At 47.3% G+C, this 19,030-nt stretch carries 18 protein-coding genes and 1 riboswitch; of the genes, 14 read left to right on the forward strand and 4 right to left on the reverse strand.

Annotation, left to right across the window (positions count from 1 at the left end; translation table 11 throughout):
- Positions 1 to 184 precede the first annotated feature (184 nt).
- The 4 genes from ACQW03_RS16285 (at position 185) to ACQW03_RS16300 (ending at position 5,399) form a co-directional block, all read left to right on the forward strand.
- Positions 185 to 2,263 carry a peptidoglycan D,D-transpeptidase FtsI family protein gene (locus tag ACQW03_RS16285; protein ID WP_441950616.1) on the forward strand — a complete coding sequence of 693 codons (2,079 nt, stop codon included), beginning with the start codon at positions 185 to 187 and terminating at the stop codon, positions 2,261 to 2,263.
- Between the two features lie 82 nt (positions 2,264 to 2,345).
- Positions 2,346 to 3,095: a Cof-type HAD-IIB family hydrolase gene (locus tag ACQW03_RS16290; protein ID WP_023990191.1), complete on the forward strand. Its 750-nt coding sequence runs from the start codon at positions 2,346 to 2,348 to the stop codon at positions 3,093 to 3,095.
- 51 nt (positions 3,096 to 3,146) lie between these two features.
- On the forward strand, positions 3,147 to 3,626 hold the full coding sequence (locus ACQW03_RS16295; RefSeq protein WP_028541425.1) for a DUF456 domain-containing protein: 480 nt from the start codon (positions 3,147 to 3,149) through the stop codon (positions 3,624 to 3,626).
- A gap of 138 nt (positions 3,627 to 3,764) precedes the next feature.
- Positions 3,765 to 5,399, forward strand: a complete 1,635-nt coding sequence (locus ACQW03_RS16300; protein WP_023990189.1) for a putative polysaccharide biosynthesis protein — start codon at positions 3,765 to 3,767, stop codon at positions 5,397 to 5,399.
- Positions 5,400 to 5,416: 17 nt separating this feature from the next.
- Here the strand turns inward: ACQW03_RS16300 and ACQW03_RS16305 are convergent, their stop codons facing one another.
- Positions 5,417 to 6,706 (reverse strand): DUF2515 family protein, encoded by a 1,290-nt coding sequence (locus tag ACQW03_RS16305; protein WP_441950619.1) that lies wholly within the window; start codon positions 6,704 to 6,706, stop codon positions 5,417 to 5,419.
- 236 nt (positions 6,707 to 6,942) lie between these two features.
- On the opposite strand from ACQW03_RS16305, the gene ACQW03_RS16310 reads away from it, so the two are divergent.
- From ACQW03_RS16310 to ACQW03_RS16345, 8 genes are all read left to right on the forward strand, one after another.
- Positions 6,943 to 7,287, forward strand: a complete 345-nt coding sequence (locus tag ACQW03_RS16310; protein ID WP_441950621.1) for a thioredoxin family protein — start codon at positions 6,943 to 6,945, stop codon at positions 7,285 to 7,287.
- 173 nt (positions 7,288 to 7,460) lie between these two features.
- A complete protein-coding gene (locus tag ACQW03_RS16315; protein WP_441950623.1) occupies positions 7,461 to 8,390 on the forward strand; it encodes a COX15/CtaA family protein in 930 nt (309 codons plus the stop codon).
- Positions 8,391 to 8,519: 129 nt separating this feature from the next.
- Positions 8,520 to 10,286, forward strand: coding sequence for a UbiD family decarboxylase (locus tag ACQW03_RS16320; RefSeq protein WP_441950625.1), 1,767 nt, complete (start codon positions 8,520 to 8,522; stop codon positions 10,284 to 10,286).
- Positions 10,287 to 10,337: 51 nt separating this feature from the next.
- The gene (locus ACQW03_RS16325) at positions 10,338 to 11,063 is read left to right on the forward strand and encodes a Cthe_2314 family HEPN domain-containing protein (protein ID WP_025723590.1); all 726 of its coding nucleotides are present in this window, start codon (positions 10,338 to 10,340) and stop codon (positions 11,061 to 11,063) included.
- A gap of 125 nt (positions 11,064 to 11,188) precedes the next feature.
- Positions 11,189 to 11,328, forward strand: a riboswitch (SAM riboswitch).
- 138 nt (positions 11,329 to 11,466) lie between these two features.
- A complete protein-coding gene (locus tag ACQW03_RS16330) occupies positions 11,467 to 12,489 on the forward strand; it encodes a methionine ABC transporter ATP-binding protein (protein ID WP_258297079.1) in 1,023 nt (340 codons plus the stop codon).
- Positions 12,486 to 13,154: a methionine ABC transporter permease gene (locus ACQW03_RS16335; RefSeq protein ID WP_025723588.1), complete on the forward strand. Its 669-nt coding sequence runs from the start codon at positions 12,486 to 12,488 to the stop codon at positions 13,152 to 13,154. Before ACQW03_RS16330 ends, ACQW03_RS16335 begins: the two co-directional genes overlap by 4 nt.
- Before the next feature lie 74 nt (positions 13,155 to 13,228).
- The gene (locus tag ACQW03_RS16340) at positions 13,229 to 14,071 is read left to right on the forward strand and encodes a MetQ/NlpA family ABC transporter substrate-binding protein (protein ID WP_023990181.1); all 843 of its coding nucleotides are present in this window, start codon (positions 13,229 to 13,231) and stop codon (positions 14,069 to 14,071) included.
- Between the two features lie 143 nt (positions 14,072 to 14,214).
- On the forward strand, positions 14,215 to 14,979 hold the full coding sequence (locus ACQW03_RS16345) for an SDR family oxidoreductase (protein ID WP_023990180.1): 765 nt from the start codon (positions 14,215 to 14,217) through the stop codon (positions 14,977 to 14,979).
- 92 nt (positions 14,980 to 15,071) lie between these two features.
- Here ACQW03_RS16345 and ACQW03_RS16350 read toward each other — a convergent pair whose 3' ends face one another.
- Positions 15,072 to 15,317 (reverse strand): NifU family protein, encoded by a 246-nt coding sequence (locus ACQW03_RS16350; RefSeq protein ID WP_013311836.1) that lies wholly within the window; start codon positions 15,315 to 15,317, stop codon positions 15,072 to 15,074.
- 87 nt (positions 15,318 to 15,404) lie between these two features.
- Between ACQW03_RS16350 and ACQW03_RS16355 the strand changes: the two genes are divergently transcribed.
- Positions 15,405 to 15,662 (forward strand): YuzB family protein, encoded by a 258-nt coding sequence (locus tag ACQW03_RS16355; RefSeq protein WP_023990179.1) that lies wholly within the window; start codon positions 15,405 to 15,407, stop codon positions 15,660 to 15,662.
- Positions 15,663 to 15,780: 118 nt separating this feature from the next.
- Here the strand turns inward: ACQW03_RS16355 and ACQW03_RS16360 are convergent, their stop codons facing one another.
- On the reverse strand, positions 15,781 to 16,848 hold the full coding sequence (locus ACQW03_RS16360; protein ID WP_023990178.1) for an NAD(P)/FAD-dependent oxidoreductase: 1,068 nt from the start codon (positions 16,846 to 16,848) through the stop codon (positions 15,781 to 15,783).
- 203 nt (positions 16,849 to 17,051) lie between these two features.
- Entirely contained in the window at positions 17,052 to 18,158 is a 1,107-nt protein-coding gene (gene mqnE / locus ACQW03_RS16365) for an aminofutalosine synthase MqnE (RefSeq protein ID WP_023990177.1), read from the reverse strand.
- 372 nt (positions 18,159 to 18,530) lie between these two features.
- Between mqnE and ACQW03_RS16370 the strand changes: the two genes are divergently transcribed.
- Positions 18,531 to 18,890 (forward strand): HesB/IscA family protein, encoded by a 360-nt coding sequence (locus ACQW03_RS16370; protein WP_013311832.1) that lies wholly within the window; start codon positions 18,531 to 18,533, stop codon positions 18,888 to 18,890.
- The last annotated feature ends 140 nt before the right edge of the window (positions 18,891 to 19,030 follow it).

Below are 19,030 nucleotides of genomic sequence, written 5' to 3' on the forward strand. Positions count from 1 at the left end.
AATATTGTAATACGTATAATTTCATGAAAGCTTTCCTTAGCCTTTGGGCTGAGGGAAGCTTTTTTAATACTTTTTCTACGTTTTCTTACAAAATTGTCATCTTAGAATTCATCGTTTATTGCCTTGGATATGGTAGGATCAGGAATGTGAAACCCTAACTTGGAAGGAGTAATGACCAGCTAATATGGACAGAGGAAGTTTGGATAAAAAGTTTTCATTTAAAAAGAAAAATGTTGAAGAGAATGAAGAGTTACGAAAAAAACGGACGGTTTTACGAACCAACCTACTGTTTTTTAGTGCTTTTGTGCTGTTTGCCCTGATCATTACCAGACTAGCTGTATTGCAGTTTGTACAATCGGAGGAGCTGAAGGGCCAGCAGCAATCCGTAAATACGAAAAATGTCCCGTTAGCCCCGAGTCGCGGCACGATTTATGACTCCACAGGTACGGTTAAGCTGGCGTATTCGACTCCAGTACAGTCCTTGTATGTAACTTTATCTAAGGATTATAGCAAACGTACGGAGAAAGATCGCAAGCCGGGGGAAAAGCTGCTCCCTGAGCTCAATGCTTTTGCTGCCAAGCTTGCTGCCAAATTAAACGAACTGGGTCGTACCGAAGGAGAGCAGCTTAATGCAGAGGAAATAAAAAAGCGACTTGACCCGGACTATAATCAATATAGGGGATTTACCCCACGTTTGGTCAAATCCGACCTGAGTCGGGAGGAAATCGCTTATTTTCTGGAGCATCGGACAGAGTTCCCTGGTGTAGAGATTGTAGAAGAAAGTGTACGCCATTATGACCCGGATCGGGTGGCGGTACAAACGATTGGATATATGTACAAGTTCAAAGGAGCTCGAACGAACCGGCCCAAATATAAAGAGCTCTATGAAGCTAATTCAGAGGTTTTAAAACCGGCACAGGTGTATTCGGAAAGTGAAACGGTCGGATATGATGGCTTGGAGCTTCAGTACCAGGACGAGCTGAGAGGAAAAAACGGGTATAAAACGGTAGAGGTCAATCCGCGCAGCATGCCGGAGGGCATTGAATCCATTACTCCTCCTGAAAAAGGACATCATTTATATTCCACCATCAACAAGGAAATTCAGCAGAAAACCGAACAGGCCATTATGGATCAGCTTCGCTGGCTTCATACTCATGCCGTATCGGGGAAGCTTCATCAAGACGCAACCACTGGCTTCGCTGTAGCGATGGAGGTAGAGACCGGAAATATCGTGGCAATGGCCAGTATGCCGGATTATGACTCTAATGTATGGAAAAGTGGAAGTACCTCACCTTCGGTATATGACGAAATTCAGCATAAAATGGGAAATGGAACAATTAAATCCGTGCCTAGCGGAAAAGCGGGTCCACATCCAGAATCCTCGGTGCTTCTGGGTTCAACCATTAAACCGCTATCCGTGCTGATCGGGTTGAAGGAAAACCTGTTTTCTCCCGGACAAACTTATCTGGATACGGGAAGTGCGTACTACGGCAAAAATCGCTCCAGCCGGGTTGGAAATTCTAGCGGACATGTGTATGGTTCTTTGACACCTAGCAGGGCAATTGAGGTCTCGTCGAATACGTTTATGGTGGATATGATCGGCAAGCCGCTGTATGCCAAATACGGAAGTAATGCAGGGGTGCATCAGGGAATTGATGTATGGGACAAGTATATGAAGGAATTTGGATTAGGCGTTCCGACAGAAGTAGATCTGCCGGGCGAGTGGGCAGGCAGACTTGAGTATACGAGCAAGCATGAAAGTGCGCTGACACGTTTGGTACAGGCATCCTTTGGTCAGCAGGGAAAGTATACGGCCATGCAGCTGGCCCAATATACGACTGTGCTGGCAACAAAGGGTAAGCGCATGCAGCCTCATTTGGTCAACAAAATTGTAGATGATCAGGGGAATCTTGTACGTGAATTTAAGCCGAAGGTGCTGAATGAGGTCGCTTTTTCAGATACGTACTGGAATACAGTGATTCGGGGTATGGCTACCGATGTTAAAGCCTTTAACGGATTTCCTTATGACTATGCCCGTAAAACAGGGACTTCTGAGCAGGTGGTGGGACGTACGGTTAAAGATAATGGGGTGTTCATCGCTTTTGCTCCACGTCAAAATCCGAAGCTGGCGGTAGCGGTCATCATTCCTGAAGGGGGCTTTGGTGCGACGAGCGCGGGACCGGTTGCGCGTAAAATATTTGATGCGTATGACGAAGTTTACGGGCTAGATGGTACTCCTAAAAAGCCTCTGGCAGCAAAGTGAGGACTTGAATACTTTTGTGGGCTTCTCTTTTTCATGGTAAAATGTCGTTGGACATAAGGGACATACAGGAGGAAGAGAGACTATGGGAGAAAACCAATATAAATACAAACTGCTTGCGCTCGACATGGATGGAACTTTACTGAATGATAATCATGAAATTTCCTTGGAAACGATTAACTGGATTAACAAGGCGATTCAGGAAGGGATTCATGTATGCTTGTCCACCGGACGTGCAGCGATGCATGCTCTGCCTTACGGTCAGCAACTCGGCCTGGAGACGCCAATGGTAACCGTAAACGGCAGTGAGGTATGGAAATCACCCCACGAGTTGTGGCGCCGTTATTTACTTGATAAGGAGCTCGTTCGTAAGATGCACCAAATTGCTGTAGAAACAGGCTCTTGGTTCTGGGCTTACTCAACGGAGGAATTATATAATAGGGATCGTTGGCCGGATACATTGGACACACAGGAGTGGCTCAAATTCGGTTATAATACGGAAAATGACGAAATTCGCCACCAAATTTTACTTAAGCTTCAGGATATGGGTGGACTTGAAATTTCCAATTCTTCGATGACAAATCTGGAAATTAACCCAGCTGGTATATCCAAAGCCAGTGGAATCGCTGAAGTGTGCGATCTGCTTGGCATTACTCTGGAGCAGGTGGTTGCCGTTGGCGACAGTCTGAATGACCTGGCTGTGATTCAAGCGGTTGGACTGGGCGTAGCAATGGGGAATGCTCAGGATACGGTTAAAGAAGCCGCTGATTTGGTCGTGGCTTCGAATAATGACGACGGCATTGTAGAAGTGATCCGTGATTATGTGCTTGTGTAATAAAATGAATAATGCAGCAGGCCGGATGAATGGACGAGAAGGAGGAGGCCCATGGACGTTGTAGGCTGGATTGTTGTTATTGTGCTGTTCATTGTGGGCATGGCCGGGGCGGTATATCCCGTATTGCCGGGGGCGCTCGCCATCTATTTTGCATTTTTTGTATACGGCTGGTTTTTCTCGTTTGCTCCATACAATGCATTGTTTTGGATTATACAAACACTAATCGTCGTTGCCCTTTTTGTTGCGGATTATGCTGTGAATGCGTGGGGTGTCAAGCGATTTGGCGGCTCGCGTCTGTCGGCGATACTGAGTACCATCGGGATTATTATCGGCCCCTTCGTTATTCCGGCATTTGGCCTGATTTTGGGACCATTTATCGGCGCTGTGCTGGGTGAACTAATTGGCAAAGCCCCGCTGGACCGAGCTATTAAAGTGGGCTTTGGCTCTGTATTAGGCCTTTTTACCAGCACCGTGATGAAAGTGATTTTGCAGCTTGCCATGATTATTGTATTCTTGATTTGGGTGTTATGACCCGAGATTCGTTTTGGTTTATTATGATTTGCAGAGACAGAATCGACATGCGGCTCCGCACCGGTGATGGCTCAGGCCATGACTGTTTGTGCGGGGCTTTTGCATGCGTGTGAACAGCAAGAAAGAAGGGAACGCATTTTGTCCAATAAAGAAACATTCCTTAAAGGTACGCTTATTTTAGCCGCTGCCGCCTTGGTGGCCAGAGTACTTGGTCTGGTACAGCGTGTTCCATTGGAGCATTTGCTCGGTTCCGTCGGGAACGCCTCGTTTACCATTGCGAACAACGCTTATTTGATGCTGCTCACAGTGGCTACGGCCGGCATCCCAAGCACGTTGAGCAAAATGGTTTCAGAACGCTATGCGCTGGATCGGCCTTCGGAAGCGCGACGTGTGTATCGTGCGGCTTTGATATTCGCGGCCGCGGCAGGCATTATCATTACAGCGCTGCTGTATTTTGGAGCACCTTACTTTGCCGAGCATGTAGCAGGGGTTCCGCAATCCGCTTTGGCCATTCAGGCTTTGGCACCAGCATTACTGCTGTTCCCTGCCATTGCCATGATGCGTGGATACTTCCAAGGGCGCGGTAATATGACCGCAGGCGGTATTTCACAAATTGTGGAGCAGGTTGCACGGGTAGCGACCGCTATTGTACTCGCTTTTATTATTTTGAAGCTAGGTTATGGAGATCGCGAGGTTGCGGCTGGGGCTTCCTTTGGAGGTGTCATGGGAAGTCTTGGCGCTCTAGCGGTTATGTTGTACTACACGGTGAAATTGCGTCGCCAGGATCGACAGGATCGTCAAGATCAATTCCAAGAGGAAAGCTCCGCGCTACCGATGATGCGCATTTACAAAGATATTTTCAAGCTTTCCATTCCCATTGTATTGTCGTCTCTGACGGTTCCGGCGGTCAACTTTATTGATACGTCGATTGTGGTGAGACTGCTGTCTGGTCAAGTGGGATTGGATCAGGCGACTACTCAGTTGGGTTATCTAGGCTCTCGGGCACAGAGTGTGGCGGGAATTCCGCCGATTTTGGCCATTGCGCTCAGCCAATCGCTCATTCCGATCATTTCAGCGGCATTTGCCCGTAAGGATGAGCAGCATTTACAAAATCAGATGACGTTGGCTTTGCGTATCTCTATTTTGACTGGAATGCCGATTGTGCTGGCTTTATGTGTAACCGCCTATTCTATTAATGGTTTACTGTTTAGCTCGCTTGGAGGCAGTGGTATCATTGCTGTTCTGACACTCGGAACGATATTCCAGATTACGATGATGACTTCTAATTCGATATTGATCGGTATGGGCAAGCCGCGTATTTCAATGGTTAATGTCATGGTCGGTATCGTCGTCAAGTTTGCAGCGAGCTGGCTGCTGGCTGGTTGGCTTGGGATTTATGGGATCATTGCCGCAACCGGATTATGTTTCCTCGTGATCACGTTGCTGAATTTGCGTGTGCTTAAAGGGATCGTCTCCTTCTCCATCATGGGCCGTCGCTGGGCAGGGTTCTTAACCGCGGTCGTCGTCTCGGGAGCTATCGGATACGGTGTAAATGAAGCCTGTATTCTGCTGGTGCATCTGATGCCTGCGCGTGTGGCCTTCTTGATCGCGTGCTGCATTGCCGGGGCAGCTGTACTGGTATGCTACTTGTTGTTGCTGGTTGTACTGCGCGTATTGCGCAGGGACGAGCTTGGCAACTATCCGCGTATGTTGCAAAAGGTACTGCGCCCGTTAATGCGTCTACAGCGTGAGTCCACAGGACAACGAGGCTAAAAGAGTCCCCCAGTCTTTCAGTGGAAAGGTTGCAAGCTGTTATGGGCAACGTGGGCCATTGCTGTTTTTTGAATGCCATGACGATGCTCATGGCGCATGGCAAATAACAGCGGTCGCCTTGGTTCGCTGAGATGTCCAAGTGTGGAGCCGTCCTGAAACCAATCATAACGGGGGATTGGATCATAAGCTGTATCGGACCAGACGGCGTTCAGCTCCGGACTGTACAGACGTTGTCCTGGCGGTAGCCATTCATGTGCTAAAAGCGTTGCACTTTCATCTGGAGAGTGCAGCGCTTTTTGTTCATTCTGGGTGAACAATCCGGGCCAATAGTCGCTGCGTGAACCTGTATGCGGCACACTGTTAGCGAATGCTGATACCTGGTCCAGCACCTGCTGATGGCCGAAGAGCATAGCATACAGACTTTTGCCAAAGCCGATCCGCTCGTCCAAATGGCCGAAACGCTCCATTACTAGTCCAGCAAGTCCACCGTTTAGTCCAAGTGGAAATATAACCTGATTAAGCTGGAGCCAGTCATGCAAATAAAAGCCCGGCTTGTGTGTCACAAATTTTTGAAAATACGGATCTTTTACCACACGTCCTTCAATATAGTTTTGTTCATTAATGATGAGCGCCACAGTCAACAGAGAGCTATCCCGCCAAGCCCAGAAGCGTTCCCAAAAGGGCTTCATGAATGGTGAAACGTGAAAATAAGGCAACAAGTGAAAGCAACTCCGACCCAAATGACGGCTGTGCATGTAAAGTTGCAACTGCGGATAAGCGTCTTGAAAAATAAGGGCGTTACAACGCTCCAGTAGCCGATACAGCCATTCCTTTTCCTGTTCGCCGAACAGGTTGCCAATCAGTCCCCCTTTCAAATCGGTCATATTATAGCCGCCATTACGAGAAACCAGGTGGGCCAGTAATGCCCAGTGTAACTCCGGGTAGCCACGATAGCATTCAAGGTAAGCGGCAGTGCGGGTGACGTTGCTGCGATTCTCCTGTGCTGTATCGTTCTTGATCCGTTCCAGTAGCTCACAGTCTGTTTCACATAAGGGCATATTCAGAGTAGAGGGACGAGTAGCGGGTCCGTTCACCAGCATTATCGCTTCAGCTTCATTCATAACGGCCTGTGCCGTATGATAATCCCACGCTAGTTCACGCAAGGGGGAGCGTAATTTGCGGGATTCGGTCCAAGCCGCTCGTTTGCCCTCCCAAGCTTCCTCTGCAACACGGGGAACGGAACCCAGTAACTTTAGTCCTCCTTGAAGCTGTCGAGATGCTGTATGGAGCCATTCGCTAAGAGACATGACTAAATAACCTCCTTTCCAACTGCAAGCATCCCCGTATCCTGCCAAGTATGTTGGGTATGCTGTTAGGATGTCGTCGCTTATGTGGATTCTTAAGTATATCTTTAGTATGCCTCAATGAGAGGGCTTCCAATCGGCATGTGAGCAGAATGGGGGAGTGTGCAAAAGCTTCACTTGGCGTTACAATAGAAAGTGCAATCTTTTCAGCACAAAAAGAATTTAAGGAGGAATCATCCATGCAAAAAATCGTCTCTCATGAAGACTTTAATAAGGCAATATTTACTCCGGGCGTAACGGTGGCTGTGTTTAAGGCGGACTGGTGTAAGGATTGTCATTTCATCGATCCGTTCATGCCTGATGTGGAGCATCAATATGCAGATAAGCTTACATTAATTGAGATTGATGTAGAACAGGCCGAAAGCGTCAGTCAAGAGCAAAATGTATTGGGGATTCCTAGCTTTATCGCTTACAGTGAAGGGCGAGAACTGGTACGTCTGGTGAACAGACTGCGCAAATCCCGCGAGGAGATTGAGCAATTTTTGGATCGGGCTGTTGAAGTCCACGCGAGCTTGGCAAAATAACATCAAGACATTCAGAAAGCCGCTTCCTTCTAAGGGGGCGGCTTTCTCACGGACACGTTCACATTTTGTCAACAAAGCTCGTATGTCAAGGAACGATATATCAGTTATAATTACTTTAAGTGATCATTTCACAACATATAAAGTGAATAAATATTATATTTGGAAGGATACGGGTGAATTTGAATAACAAAATTGGAATATTAAAATGGCTGGCACTCGTAACATGTATTGTCATGTTTTTGGCTACCTTCGGTGGAGGTGTCGTGACGCGGACGGATTCGGGTCTCGGCTGTGGCCGGGAATTCCCGCTTTGCAATGGTAAGCTGGTTCCGGCACATACGATTGCATCCCTTATTGAGTTCTCTCATCGCTCCGTCAGTGCCATGGCCGGGATTCTTTCTATCGCCTCATTTGTTGGCTTTTTGCTGTTTATGAAGCATCGGAAGGATTTGCAGCTATTCTCGCTGCTCACGCTCATGTTTGTCATCATACAAGGTGCAATGGGGGCGTTGGCTGTCGTCTTCTCCCAATCGGCTGCAGTCATGGGACTGCATTTTGGCTTTGCGCTTATCGCCTTTGCCAGTGCGACTATGATGACGCTGGGGGCCTGGCAGGAGCATGCAGATTCACGCCACACCCCGCGTCTGATTCCTGGGCCTGTCAGTCGGGGCTTTCGTAACTTTATATGGTTATCGACGGTCTATACCTATATTGCTGTCTATTCAGGGGCGTTGCTTAGTCACTCGGTCATCCAGAAGGTTGTAAATATTGGGGGCTTCATATCTCCACTGCTGCTTCATCAGATTTCAGCTGGTCTGCTGTTCGTCATTATCTTGGCTGTGGGTCATTACTCATACCGTTATCACCCGAATCACCGGGATATCCGTATATTGGGTGTCGTATCGGTCTTGTTAATCTTGCTTCAAGTAGTGATTGGAATTATCTTGTTGTACGTCAACAAACCTGAAATCTACATGTTTATCGTGCTGGGACATATGCTGGTGATTGCATCGTTATTCTCGATTTTGGCTTATCTGAGCTACCGTGTATGGCAATTGTCACCGGACCGCAAGTTTGTTTCGACCCAAGCACAACGTACCTAAGCATTTCATGAATCGTAGTGAAGCGGATTTTTGCCCAAGAGGCGTTTAAACACGTATAATAGCATATAAGAAACAAACCAGGCCCACGAGTTTCTCGAGGGCTTGATTTGCTTAGGAGGAGTCGTCCAGTTGATCTACCAGAATTTGCGCCAATTTATTGAAGCGCTGCGTAAAGAAAATCATCTTAAAATTATAGAGGCACCTGTCGATCCTTATCTGGAGCTGGCTGAGATTCATCGAAGAGTCATTGAGGAAGAAGGGCCGGCACTGCTGTTCACGAATGTAAAAGGAACCCCGTTTCCTGTAGCCAGTAATCTGTTTGGCACGAATCGCCGTGTGGACATGGCTTTTGGCCCGCGACCAGAGCAGCTGATGGATGCGATTGTAGGAGCGACCAAAACATTGTTTCCACCTACACCCAAAGCATTGTGGAATGAACGTGGCCTGATTAAGGACATGCTAAAAGTAGGGCTAAAAACAGTATCTCATAGCGAGGCCCCGGTATTGGGAGTTCGCCGTACAGAGGCTCCGCTGGCACCACTGCCTAAAGTGACCAGTTGGCATGAGGATGGAGGGCCGTTTATTACGCTTCCACTCGTGTATACCGAGAAGCCAGGTCAGCCCAAGGATCATAATCTGGGGATGTACCGCATTCAGATTTATGATGATCAGACGACGGGCATTCACTGGCAAATTCATAAAGGCGGCGGTTTCCATTATCATGAAGCGGAGCAGCGTAATGAGCCGTTGCCTACAACGATTATTATTGGTGGCCCGCCTGCCCTGATTGCGTCTGCCATTGCGCCAGCACCGGAAAACTTGCCTGAGCTGTTGCTGGCTTCGCTTATTATGGGAGGCAAGCTGCCCATGACAGAAGACCCGCTTGGAGGTCACCGGATTCCAGCAGAAGCAGAATTTGCAATCAGCGGTTATGTACCGCCACATGAACGCCGTCCGGAAGGCCCGTTTGGTGATCATTTTGGATATTATTCATTACAGCATGATTTCCCTGTATTTCATGTCAAACATATGCATCACCGCAAGGATGCCATTTATCCGGCAACCATAGTGGGTAAGCCACGGCAAGAAGACTACTATCTCGGTGAGTTCTTGCAACGTTTGCTGTCGCCTGCCTATCCGCTTGTGATGCCTTCCGTCAAGTCTCTGTGGGCGTATGCGGAAACGGGCGTACATGCACTGGCAGCGGCAGTGGTACGTGAAAGCTACTCCCGCGAAGCACTTGTATCCGGTTTTACCATTTTGGGTCAAGGTCAATTGTCGTTGACCAAGTTCCTGATGCTGACGGATCGAGTAATTGATTTATCTGACTTTAACCTACTGCTGGAAACCATTCTGGAGCGATTTAATCCGGCAAGGGATTTATTTATTTTCAATCACACGTCACACGATACACTCGATTACACAGGCCGCAAACTGAATCATGGCAGTAAGGCCATCCTGATGGGGATAGGTGAGCCTGTACGTGAATTGCCTCGTGCTTATGAGGGAGGCGATCTGCCGGGAATTTGTGAAATTGAGCCATATTGCGGAGGTTGCCTCGTCGTATCGGGTGCATCCTTTGAGCAAGAGCCTGAGCTGGCCGCACGTGTTTTGGAGCGATTAGCAGCGGGTGAGCAAGAGTGGCCGCTCGTTTTCATTGTGGATGATGCCAAAGAAGTCGTTCGCTCTCAAGCCTCGTTCCTGTGGACGGTATTCACACGCTTTAACCCGGCTACAGATATGTACGCGGACAGCGAAGTGCGTTTGCATCATCTGAATTATAAGCTGCCGATTATAGTGGATGCGCGTATGAAGCCGGGGTATCCGGATGAGGTGTTACCGCGTGAGGATATTGTTAAGCTTGTAGATCAACGATGGACGAGTTATTTCGCTTGACGCCCTAATTAAACCTACAGCCGAATTTTACATTTATAAGGAGGCGTAAGCATGATACGCAAGCTACTGGGTGAGCCACCACGTGTGAACAAAGGCATCCTGCTAGATGCCATGAATAGCATGTCAGCTATGTTGAACCTGCTGGAGCGGCAAATTCAGGCTGGTGGAGATCCGACCCACGATTTTCGGAAGGCGGATATTTTAACACGCGGTCTAATGTCATCTCTGGATGAACTGGAGCAGAGCCATCATGCTTCCGCCTTTTTCCGTATGAAAGTAAAAGCCGGATATGCTGAAGATATGAGTGAGGATGAAAAATCCGATTATGCATTATATGTTTTCTTTTATAAAGATGGGTTTGTTCGGGTTTTCTCTATTTTGGATAAGCTGGGCAACTGGCTGAATGATCTGTATGATTTAAAAACAGGGCAGTATAAGGCGCATTATTCGTATTTTACCGTGTTGCGGCAGCTCAAGTATCTCAAAATGCATCCTGTATTGACCGATAATTTAAATGATATCAAGGATACTTACAACGATGCCATCAATCGGCTGCGTAAGCGTCGGAATACGGAGATACACTATATGAATACGGAAATGCAGGATGATCTCTGGCAACGACACCGAGCTTTGTATGGAAAAATCCAACTGGAGGACCTCGATCACCATTTGGAAGATTTGCAACAGGGCTTGGAAATGGTATGTCGGTCGCTGTCAAACGCCTTTACTTATACTGCGAAACAATGGGAGAACCGGGCAGTACGCCCAAAAATATGATAGAAAATATCCTTTGACAAAGCAATGTAAACTATCTATACTGAAACCTAGTTTCAGAAAAATGCTTGAATTATGTTTTTTTATATAAACTTAACGGACAGCTAAAGCTGGAGTTTAACATATTTTTCTTATCCAGAGAGGTGGAGGGACTGGCCCGATGAAGCCCGGCAACCCGTTCTTTCCCGGTGTAATACACTGGGAGGGAACATGATGGTGCTAATTCCTACAAAACCGCTAGAGTTATAGCGATTTTGGCAGATGAGAAAAGGTTCGCAAGGTGGGGCCCTTTTCATTCTGTGAAAGGGGCTCTTTTTTGTATAAATAAATAGCGAGATTTTATACAATTCTAAGAGATGACAACTGGTTAAAAGGGTAAGGAAGAAGTGAAGGGGGTCGCAGCACGTTGATAGAGCTTAAGCAGTTAACCAAGCATTATGGCAAAGGCAACCGACGCGTTAATGCGCTGTCTGGGTTGAATCTTTCTATAAAGCGTGGAGAAATATTCGGAGTGATTGGTCACTCCGGGGCGGGGAAAAGTACATTGATCCGCTGTATTAATTTATTGGAACGCCCTACTTCAGGTGAAGTATGGGTAGATGGGGTAAACCTCGCTACTGTGAGTCAATCCCAGTTACAGAAGCAACGTCGAAAAATCGGAATGATTTTTCAGCATTTTAATTTGTTGTCTTCGGCGACGGTGTATGACAATATTGCATTTCCATTGCGGTTGGTAAACACCCCCAAACAAAAGGTAGACATGAAAGTTCGTGAGCTGCTGGAATTGGTGGGTCTGGAAGAACACAGTGGAAAGTATCCGTCACAGCTCTCAGGTGGACAGAAACAGCGGGTAGGAATTGCACGGGCGCTGGCTAGTGATCCTCATGTATTGCTGTGTGACGAAGCGACTTCTGCGCTTGATCCGCAAACGACGGGGTCTATCCTGAAATTGCTGTTGGATATTAATCAGCGTTTTAATTTAACCATCGTGCTGATTACACATGAAATGCATGTCATTCAAAGCATTTGTGATCGAGTTGGCGTCATTCATCAGGGCGACATCGTGGAGCAAGGCCCAGTGGCGGAAGTATTTTTGAAGCCACAGCACCAGGTAACCAAGGACTTTATCCAACGGGAGTCAGAACATCCCGAGGAGTTGCAAGCAGCGATTGCGGCAGCAGGTGGCGGCGAGTCGGCGCAGGTGGTACGTATCTCCTTCTTGGGCAGTAAAACATATGATGCGATTTTGTCGCGTACGGCTCGAAGCACTGGTGTTGATTTTGCGATCTTGCAGGGAACCATATCTACGATTAAAAATGTACCCTATGGACAGCTGATCGTTCGTTTTGAAGGAAACCATGAAGATATAGAGCATACGTTGCGCGAAGTGTCTGGGCAAGGACTTGATGTGGAGGTGATCGGACAATGAGCGAACTTGATTTTTCACAAGTGAGTTGGGAAGAGCTAGGAAATTCTACTCTGGAAACCCTTCAGATGCTCGGGGCGTCCGCATTGTTCACCCTCATTATTGGTTTACCGCTCGGTATATTATTGTTTCTGGCGAGCCGCTCCTCGTTGACTCTGATGAAGGTGATATACATTGTATTATCATTCATCGTTAACATTTTACGTTCCGTACCATTTATCATTTTGATCGTTGCACTTATTCCTTTTACACGATCGCTGGTAGGTACCTCGACCGGGGTGCTGGGAACCATTCCACCATTGGTTATCGGGGCTGCCCCATTCTTCGCACGTCTTGTCGAAACGTCTCTGCGTGAAGTGGACAAGGGTGTCATTGAAGCCGCACAAGCGATGGGTGCCTCGACAGGACAAATTATCCGGCGTGTGCTGTTACGTGAGGCACTTCCGGGTCTGCTCGCTGCATTAACCATTACCGTCGTTACACTCGTATCCTACACGGCAATGTCCGGGATGATCGGGGGCGGTGGACTGGGTACACTGGCTATCAACTACGGCTATTATCGTTATGAAACGGCTGTCATGATCGTTGCGGTCGTGCTGATGGTCGTATTGGTACAATTGCTGCAAATGGCGGGAGATCGCCTCGTGCGGCATTATACTCGAAAATAGGGAAAACATATAGATATCCTTATTGATCAGGACGTCTGCTCCTGAATATTACAAATTATTGGAGGGGTAATAACATGAAGAAATGGGTATTGGCTGTATTAAGCTTGACATTAATTGCGGTGCTGGCGGCTTGCGGTACAAAGAGCACAACATCGGATACAAACAATGCGACCGAAAATACAGGCGGATCACCACGTGAAGTGGAGCTGAAAATTGGAGCTTCTCCTGTGCCGCATGCGGAAATTTTGGAAGCGATCAAGCCTCAGTTGGAAAAAGAAGGGGTTCGTCTCCAAGTCGTTCAGTTTAACGACTATGTACAGCCGAACGTACAATTGTTTGACAAGCAACTGGATGCTAACTTCTTTCAACATGTACCTTACTTGGATGTGATGAACAAAGAGCGCAAAATGGATCTGGTTTCTGTGGGCGCAGTTCATTTGGAGCCATTCGGTATCTACTCCCAAAAATATAAAAAGCTTGATGAAATCCCAGATGGCGCAACTGTAGCCATTCCGAACGATGCGACAAACGGAGGCCGTGCTTTGCTGTTGTTGGAGAAACAAGGTCTGATCAAGCTGAAAGACGCAAGCAACATTGAAGCTACGGTAAAAGATATTACTGAAAACAAGAAAAACCTGAAATTCAAGGAGCTGGAAGCGGCTATGCTGCCACGTCAGTTGCCTGAAGTGGATATTGCGTTGATCAACACGAACTACGCTCTGGAAGCGAAGCTGAACCCAACGAAGGATGCACTGGCACTGGAAGATAAAGATTCTCCTTATGCTAACGTTCTGGTAGCACGTCCTGATAATAAAGATTCCGAAGCGATTCAGAAGCTGATCAAAGCTTTGCAATCTCCAGAAACTAAAAAATTCATCGAAGATAAATACCAAGGCGCGATTATTCCAGCATTTTAAGCAGGGAACGAGAACGCATTGCACGCAAACCCCAAATTCTCTTGAACAAGAGGACTGGGGTTTCTTTTTGGATGGAGTTGTAGGGGAAGCTTAAATATTTTATACTTGGGGGTGACCGTTCTCTGTGAACAGGAGGAAAATTGTTGAGAGATAAAGTCGCATTCATAACCGGCAGTGCCAAAGGTTTAGGTAAAACGACCGCTTTGCGTCTGGCGGATGAAGGCTGTAATATTGCGCTAAATTATGTGCATAGCCAAGCAGAAGCCGAAGCGCTTAAGCGGGTGATTGAGTCTAAGGGAGTACGCTGCCTGTCTTTACAAGGGGATATCTCTGTTCAGGAAGATATCACGAGGCTGATTGGTGAAGTACAGGATCGGCTGGGTGGAGTCGATATTATGGTGAACAATGCCGGACCGTTCATCCGGGAACGCCGTCTGTTTGCGGATTACAGTGTAGCTGAGATTCATGCCATGATACAAGGAAATCTGGTTGGTACCATGCTGCTGGATCATTTGGTATTGCCCCACATGCGTAGCCAGCATTGGGGACGTATTATTCATTTTGGCTTTGGTCATGCTGGAGAAGCAAGGGCTTGGCCGCATCGTGCCGTCTACGCAGCCGCCAAGGTGGGGCTGGTGTCTTTTACGAAGTCACTGGCTGTGGAGGAAGCTCCTTATGGCATTACGGTCAATATGATCTGTCCAGGGGACATCCGAGGAGCAAATAAGGAAATGTCAATCGCCGATGTCATCGGCATGCAGGATAAAGAGACACCGCGTGGACGTCCGGGGAGCGGAGAGGACATTGCACGAGTGATCGCCTATTTATGTGAGGAGCATTCGGATTTTATAACAGGCAATATTATGGATGTATCGGGAGGTTTAGATCCCATTCGGCCAACCATATAAGCTTAAGTGATCCTTCAGACGCTGTAATACAAAAAAGAGTCTTGAGCTTCGTTACCGAAGTCAAGACTCTCATGATCATTATGCATCAAGCATTAGAATACTTGTACCACTTCTTGGACGCCGTCGACTTCTTCGAGAAGAGCGCGTTCAATCCCTGCTTTCAGCGTGATTGTGGAACTTGGGCAACTGCCGCAAGCGCCTACCAGCTTCAGCTTAACGATGCCGTCTTCAACGTCAACCAGCTCAACGTCGCCACCATCGCGTTGCAGGAACGGACGGAGCTTATCCAGTACATCTGCTACTTCGTCATACATTTGAACGCTTTGTGTTTCGCTCATTAGAATTCAACTCCTTTCCTATACCTTTATTATTATATTACAAAGCGGGCCAAATTAAAATGCCCGTCATCCAAAGCAGGTGAAAAAATGTTAAGGCCTATTATTGAGTTTTGCACCAGTAATATGCATTGGGGTACCGATGAAATCATGTCCAAGCTGGAGCAGAATCCAGATTATGATGTGATTGAATACGGATGCCTAAGCAATTGTGGTCAGTGCAACGCCGAACCCTATGCGATGGTCAACGGTGAGATTGTATCCGCAGATTCAGCAGAGCTTCTGTACGAAGTGATTATGAACAAAATTAAGGAAGCTGAAGCATGGGATAACCTAGATTTGGATTGAAATAGAATGGTCCGTTTAACCTGCTTCCTTTTGTATAGGAAATATACATCATCATACACTCAACAAACAAAGAAGACCTGCTCTGGGAGCGGGTCTTCTTTGTTTGTTGAGCATGCGGTTAGCCAAAATGGCGTTTCGACTTCCAGAGCACGCCGCTTTTAAGCAGGCGTGGTACTCGTCCGCGCAATGAGGTACTGCCCATAAAGCCATAGCCGAACCCGGCCTTCTTGCCAAGTGCGCCTAATGTACCGCGCAGCTTTAAAGGATGCGGGTGAGGCGTTTGGCCTTTCCACAGGTCGCGTACAATGTGTGCGATTTGCTCCCCTTGCACTTCTGCCGCCTGAGCGCTTGGAGAGTAGGGAAGGCTCGCACAGTCTCCGACCACATACACCTCAGGATGATCTGGTATTTGATAATACTCGTTGAGCACGATACGACCCTGAGGGTCTTTAGGGACGGCTAAATCCTGCACGATTTTTACCGGCTGAATCCCAGCCGTCCATACCACTGCATCCGTTACAATTTGCTCGTCACGGTTATAAATAGCCCCCGGCTCAATACGGGAAACCGCAACATGATTCAGCGCATTTACCTGATGCTCCTTGAACCAAGCATGTACATAGGCAGACAAACGTTGCGGGAATGCCGACAGCACCCGCTCGCCCCGATCCATAATGGTAATATTCAAATCCGTGCGGCTTTCACGTAACTCCGCAGCAATCTCAACACCGCTAAGACCGCCGCCTACAATATGGACATGTCCATATGGCTTGATTTCGTTCAAGCGCAGATAGGTTTGGCGGGTATGGTTAAACGACTGGATCGTACAGCTGTGTTCTTCAGCCCCTGGTGTATTGTGAAAGCGGTCGGTACAACCCAACGCAATGACAAGCTGGTCATAGGGCAAGGGTTCACCGTCTTGAAAATGGACAATCTTATTCTCCAGATCCATCGAGGTGACTTCTCCGTATTTGCGAATAAGACGTTGTTCATCTGGAAAATGCACCCGCAAATCAAAATCAGATACCGTACCTGCCGCGAGGGCATAGTACTCTGTTTTCAACCCCTGAAAGGGCATTCGATCCACTAAAATAACTTGAACATCGTCGGGAATGTGTTTATCCAGCAATTCTTTGGCAATGGTAAGGCCGCCATAGCCGCCCCCCAGAATAACGAAATTTTTCATCAAAATCCGCCTTCCTTTCGCTACCGTGTCCCCGGCAAATGGTCTGGTGTCTCGTCGATCTAACACAAGTTTTTGTTGTTATAAAACCCGAGAATCAGGCCTGCCTTTGTCAGGCAGACCAGCGTATTCCGAGGCAGCAGATGCTGCATGGTGTGAGTAATGGGGATGAAATGCTCGCGGGAAATTTGAATCCGATATTACATTTATTCGAAAACTTCGATTTCGTTATAGAAGGTGTCCCGTTCAACAGGTATACGTCCGGCACCTTTGACCAGCCAGATTAGCTCTTTACGGGTCAATCCGGCAGGGGTTAACGCACCTGCGGCATGGCTGATCTGCTCACGCACAATCGTGCCATGGACGTCTGATGCGCCAAAGGTGAGAGCGACCTGCGTCAATTGCGGTCCAATATTAATGAAGTAAGCTTTGACATGGTCGATATTGTCCAGCATCAGGCGGCTGATCGCAATGGTTTTGAGATCCTCGTAAGCGGAGTTACGACGCATGATGTTGGCGTTTTTGCTTTTCGGCTGCATGGACAATGGAATAAATACCATAAATCCGTTCGTTTCGTCCTGCAATTCGCGAATTTGCAGCATATGTTCAATACGATCCTGATACGATTCGACCGAACCATACAGCATAGTCGTATGAGTTTTCATGCCGAGATTGTGGGCCGTGCGATGTACTTCGAGATAGCGGTCCACGTTGGCTTTCGTAACACGCATCTTCTTCCGATATTCGTCGGACAAGATTTCCGCGCCACCACCAGTCAGGGATTGAAGTCCAGCCTTTTGCAGCTCCTGAAGCACTTCTTTAATACTCAAGCCGCTTATGCGTGTGAAAAAGTCAATTTCCGCTGCAGTGTAAGCTTTCAGTGTAACGTGGGGATACTTTTCATTTAGTGCCTTCAATGAGTCTACATAGTATTGGAAAGGCACATGATTATTATGACCACCGACGATATGAAATTCTCTTACCCCCGGATGGATGTGTTGCTCTACATAATCAATCATTTCCTGCCCGGACAACGTATAAGAGCCGTCCTCCCCCTGATCCTTGCGGAAATTGCAGAACGCGCAGCGCGCTTCGCATACATTGGTGAAGTACAGGCTCATGTTTTCGATAAAATAAACCTTTTTTCCGTTCTTGCGTAAATTAGCTTCGTTAGCCAACTGACCCAGTGTGAGGATATCGTCAGTTTCATACAAATATATACCGTCTTCAAGGTTCAAACGAATACCGTTCTGTACCTTTTCTACAATTTCCGCCATTCTGCGGTCTGTAAAAGGTGTAACTAATGTGGACATGCCTATTCCTCCTTCAAGTTGCTCTGTGCGAGGCTGTCCGCCAAATCAGCGGCACAAGCGCTAGGTGCGCACAGGATGTCCCGTTCCGTCGGTAAGAATCCGGCAGCGCGGATATACGATATGTGAAAAATGTTACAATGCCAGGCTACAATGATGAATGTCTCAAAATATCGCCTTTGAAATGACAAATTTCCGACAGTTTCTTTTACACACTCTTCACCTATTATAAACCTCACACCACCGGTGTTCAATACAAACGAATAGAAAAACAGGTCTTTAAGCCTGTAAGGGAAGGACATTCCATGACTTGAGCACCTGCTAATAGTGGAGTATACTGAAGGAGAACATGAAGTAAAAGAGGAGGATGGAGCTATGATTAACATCACCGATTCCGCTGCTGAGCGTTTGAAAGATATGCTGGAGCAGCAGGAAACGCCGAATATGTTTTTACGTCTGGGTGTTACGCCGGGTGGTTGCACTGGATTCTCGTATGCAATGGGCTTTGACGACAACGAGACGGATCAGGATATATATATGAACGTACAGGATATGAAGATTGTAGTGGAAAAGGAAAGCATCCGCTACCTAGACGGTCTGGAAATCGACTTTGAAGAGTCTGGAATGTCAGGCGGGTTCACGATTCATAACCCGAATGCTGTAGCGACATGTGGCTGTGGTTCAAGCTTCCGTACGGCTACAGATGCCGGGAAACCGAACGAAGAGCCTTGTTAATTCAGGTTTTTCGAGTGGTGGTATGAAAATAAATCTGAACGATAATTAATACAAAGAATTGCAGATTATGTGTGGTTATTGAGTGTGCTTGAGCGCGTACAATCTTGCATGATGAACGCTAACAATTACGAAATGTAAAT

Origin of the sequence: Paenibacillus sp. DRB1-1 (genome assembly GCF_052119485.1) — a bacterium.
Classification (GTDB): Bacteria; Bacillota; Bacilli; order Paenibacillales; family Paenibacillaceae; genus Paenibacillus; species Paenibacillus polymyxa_B.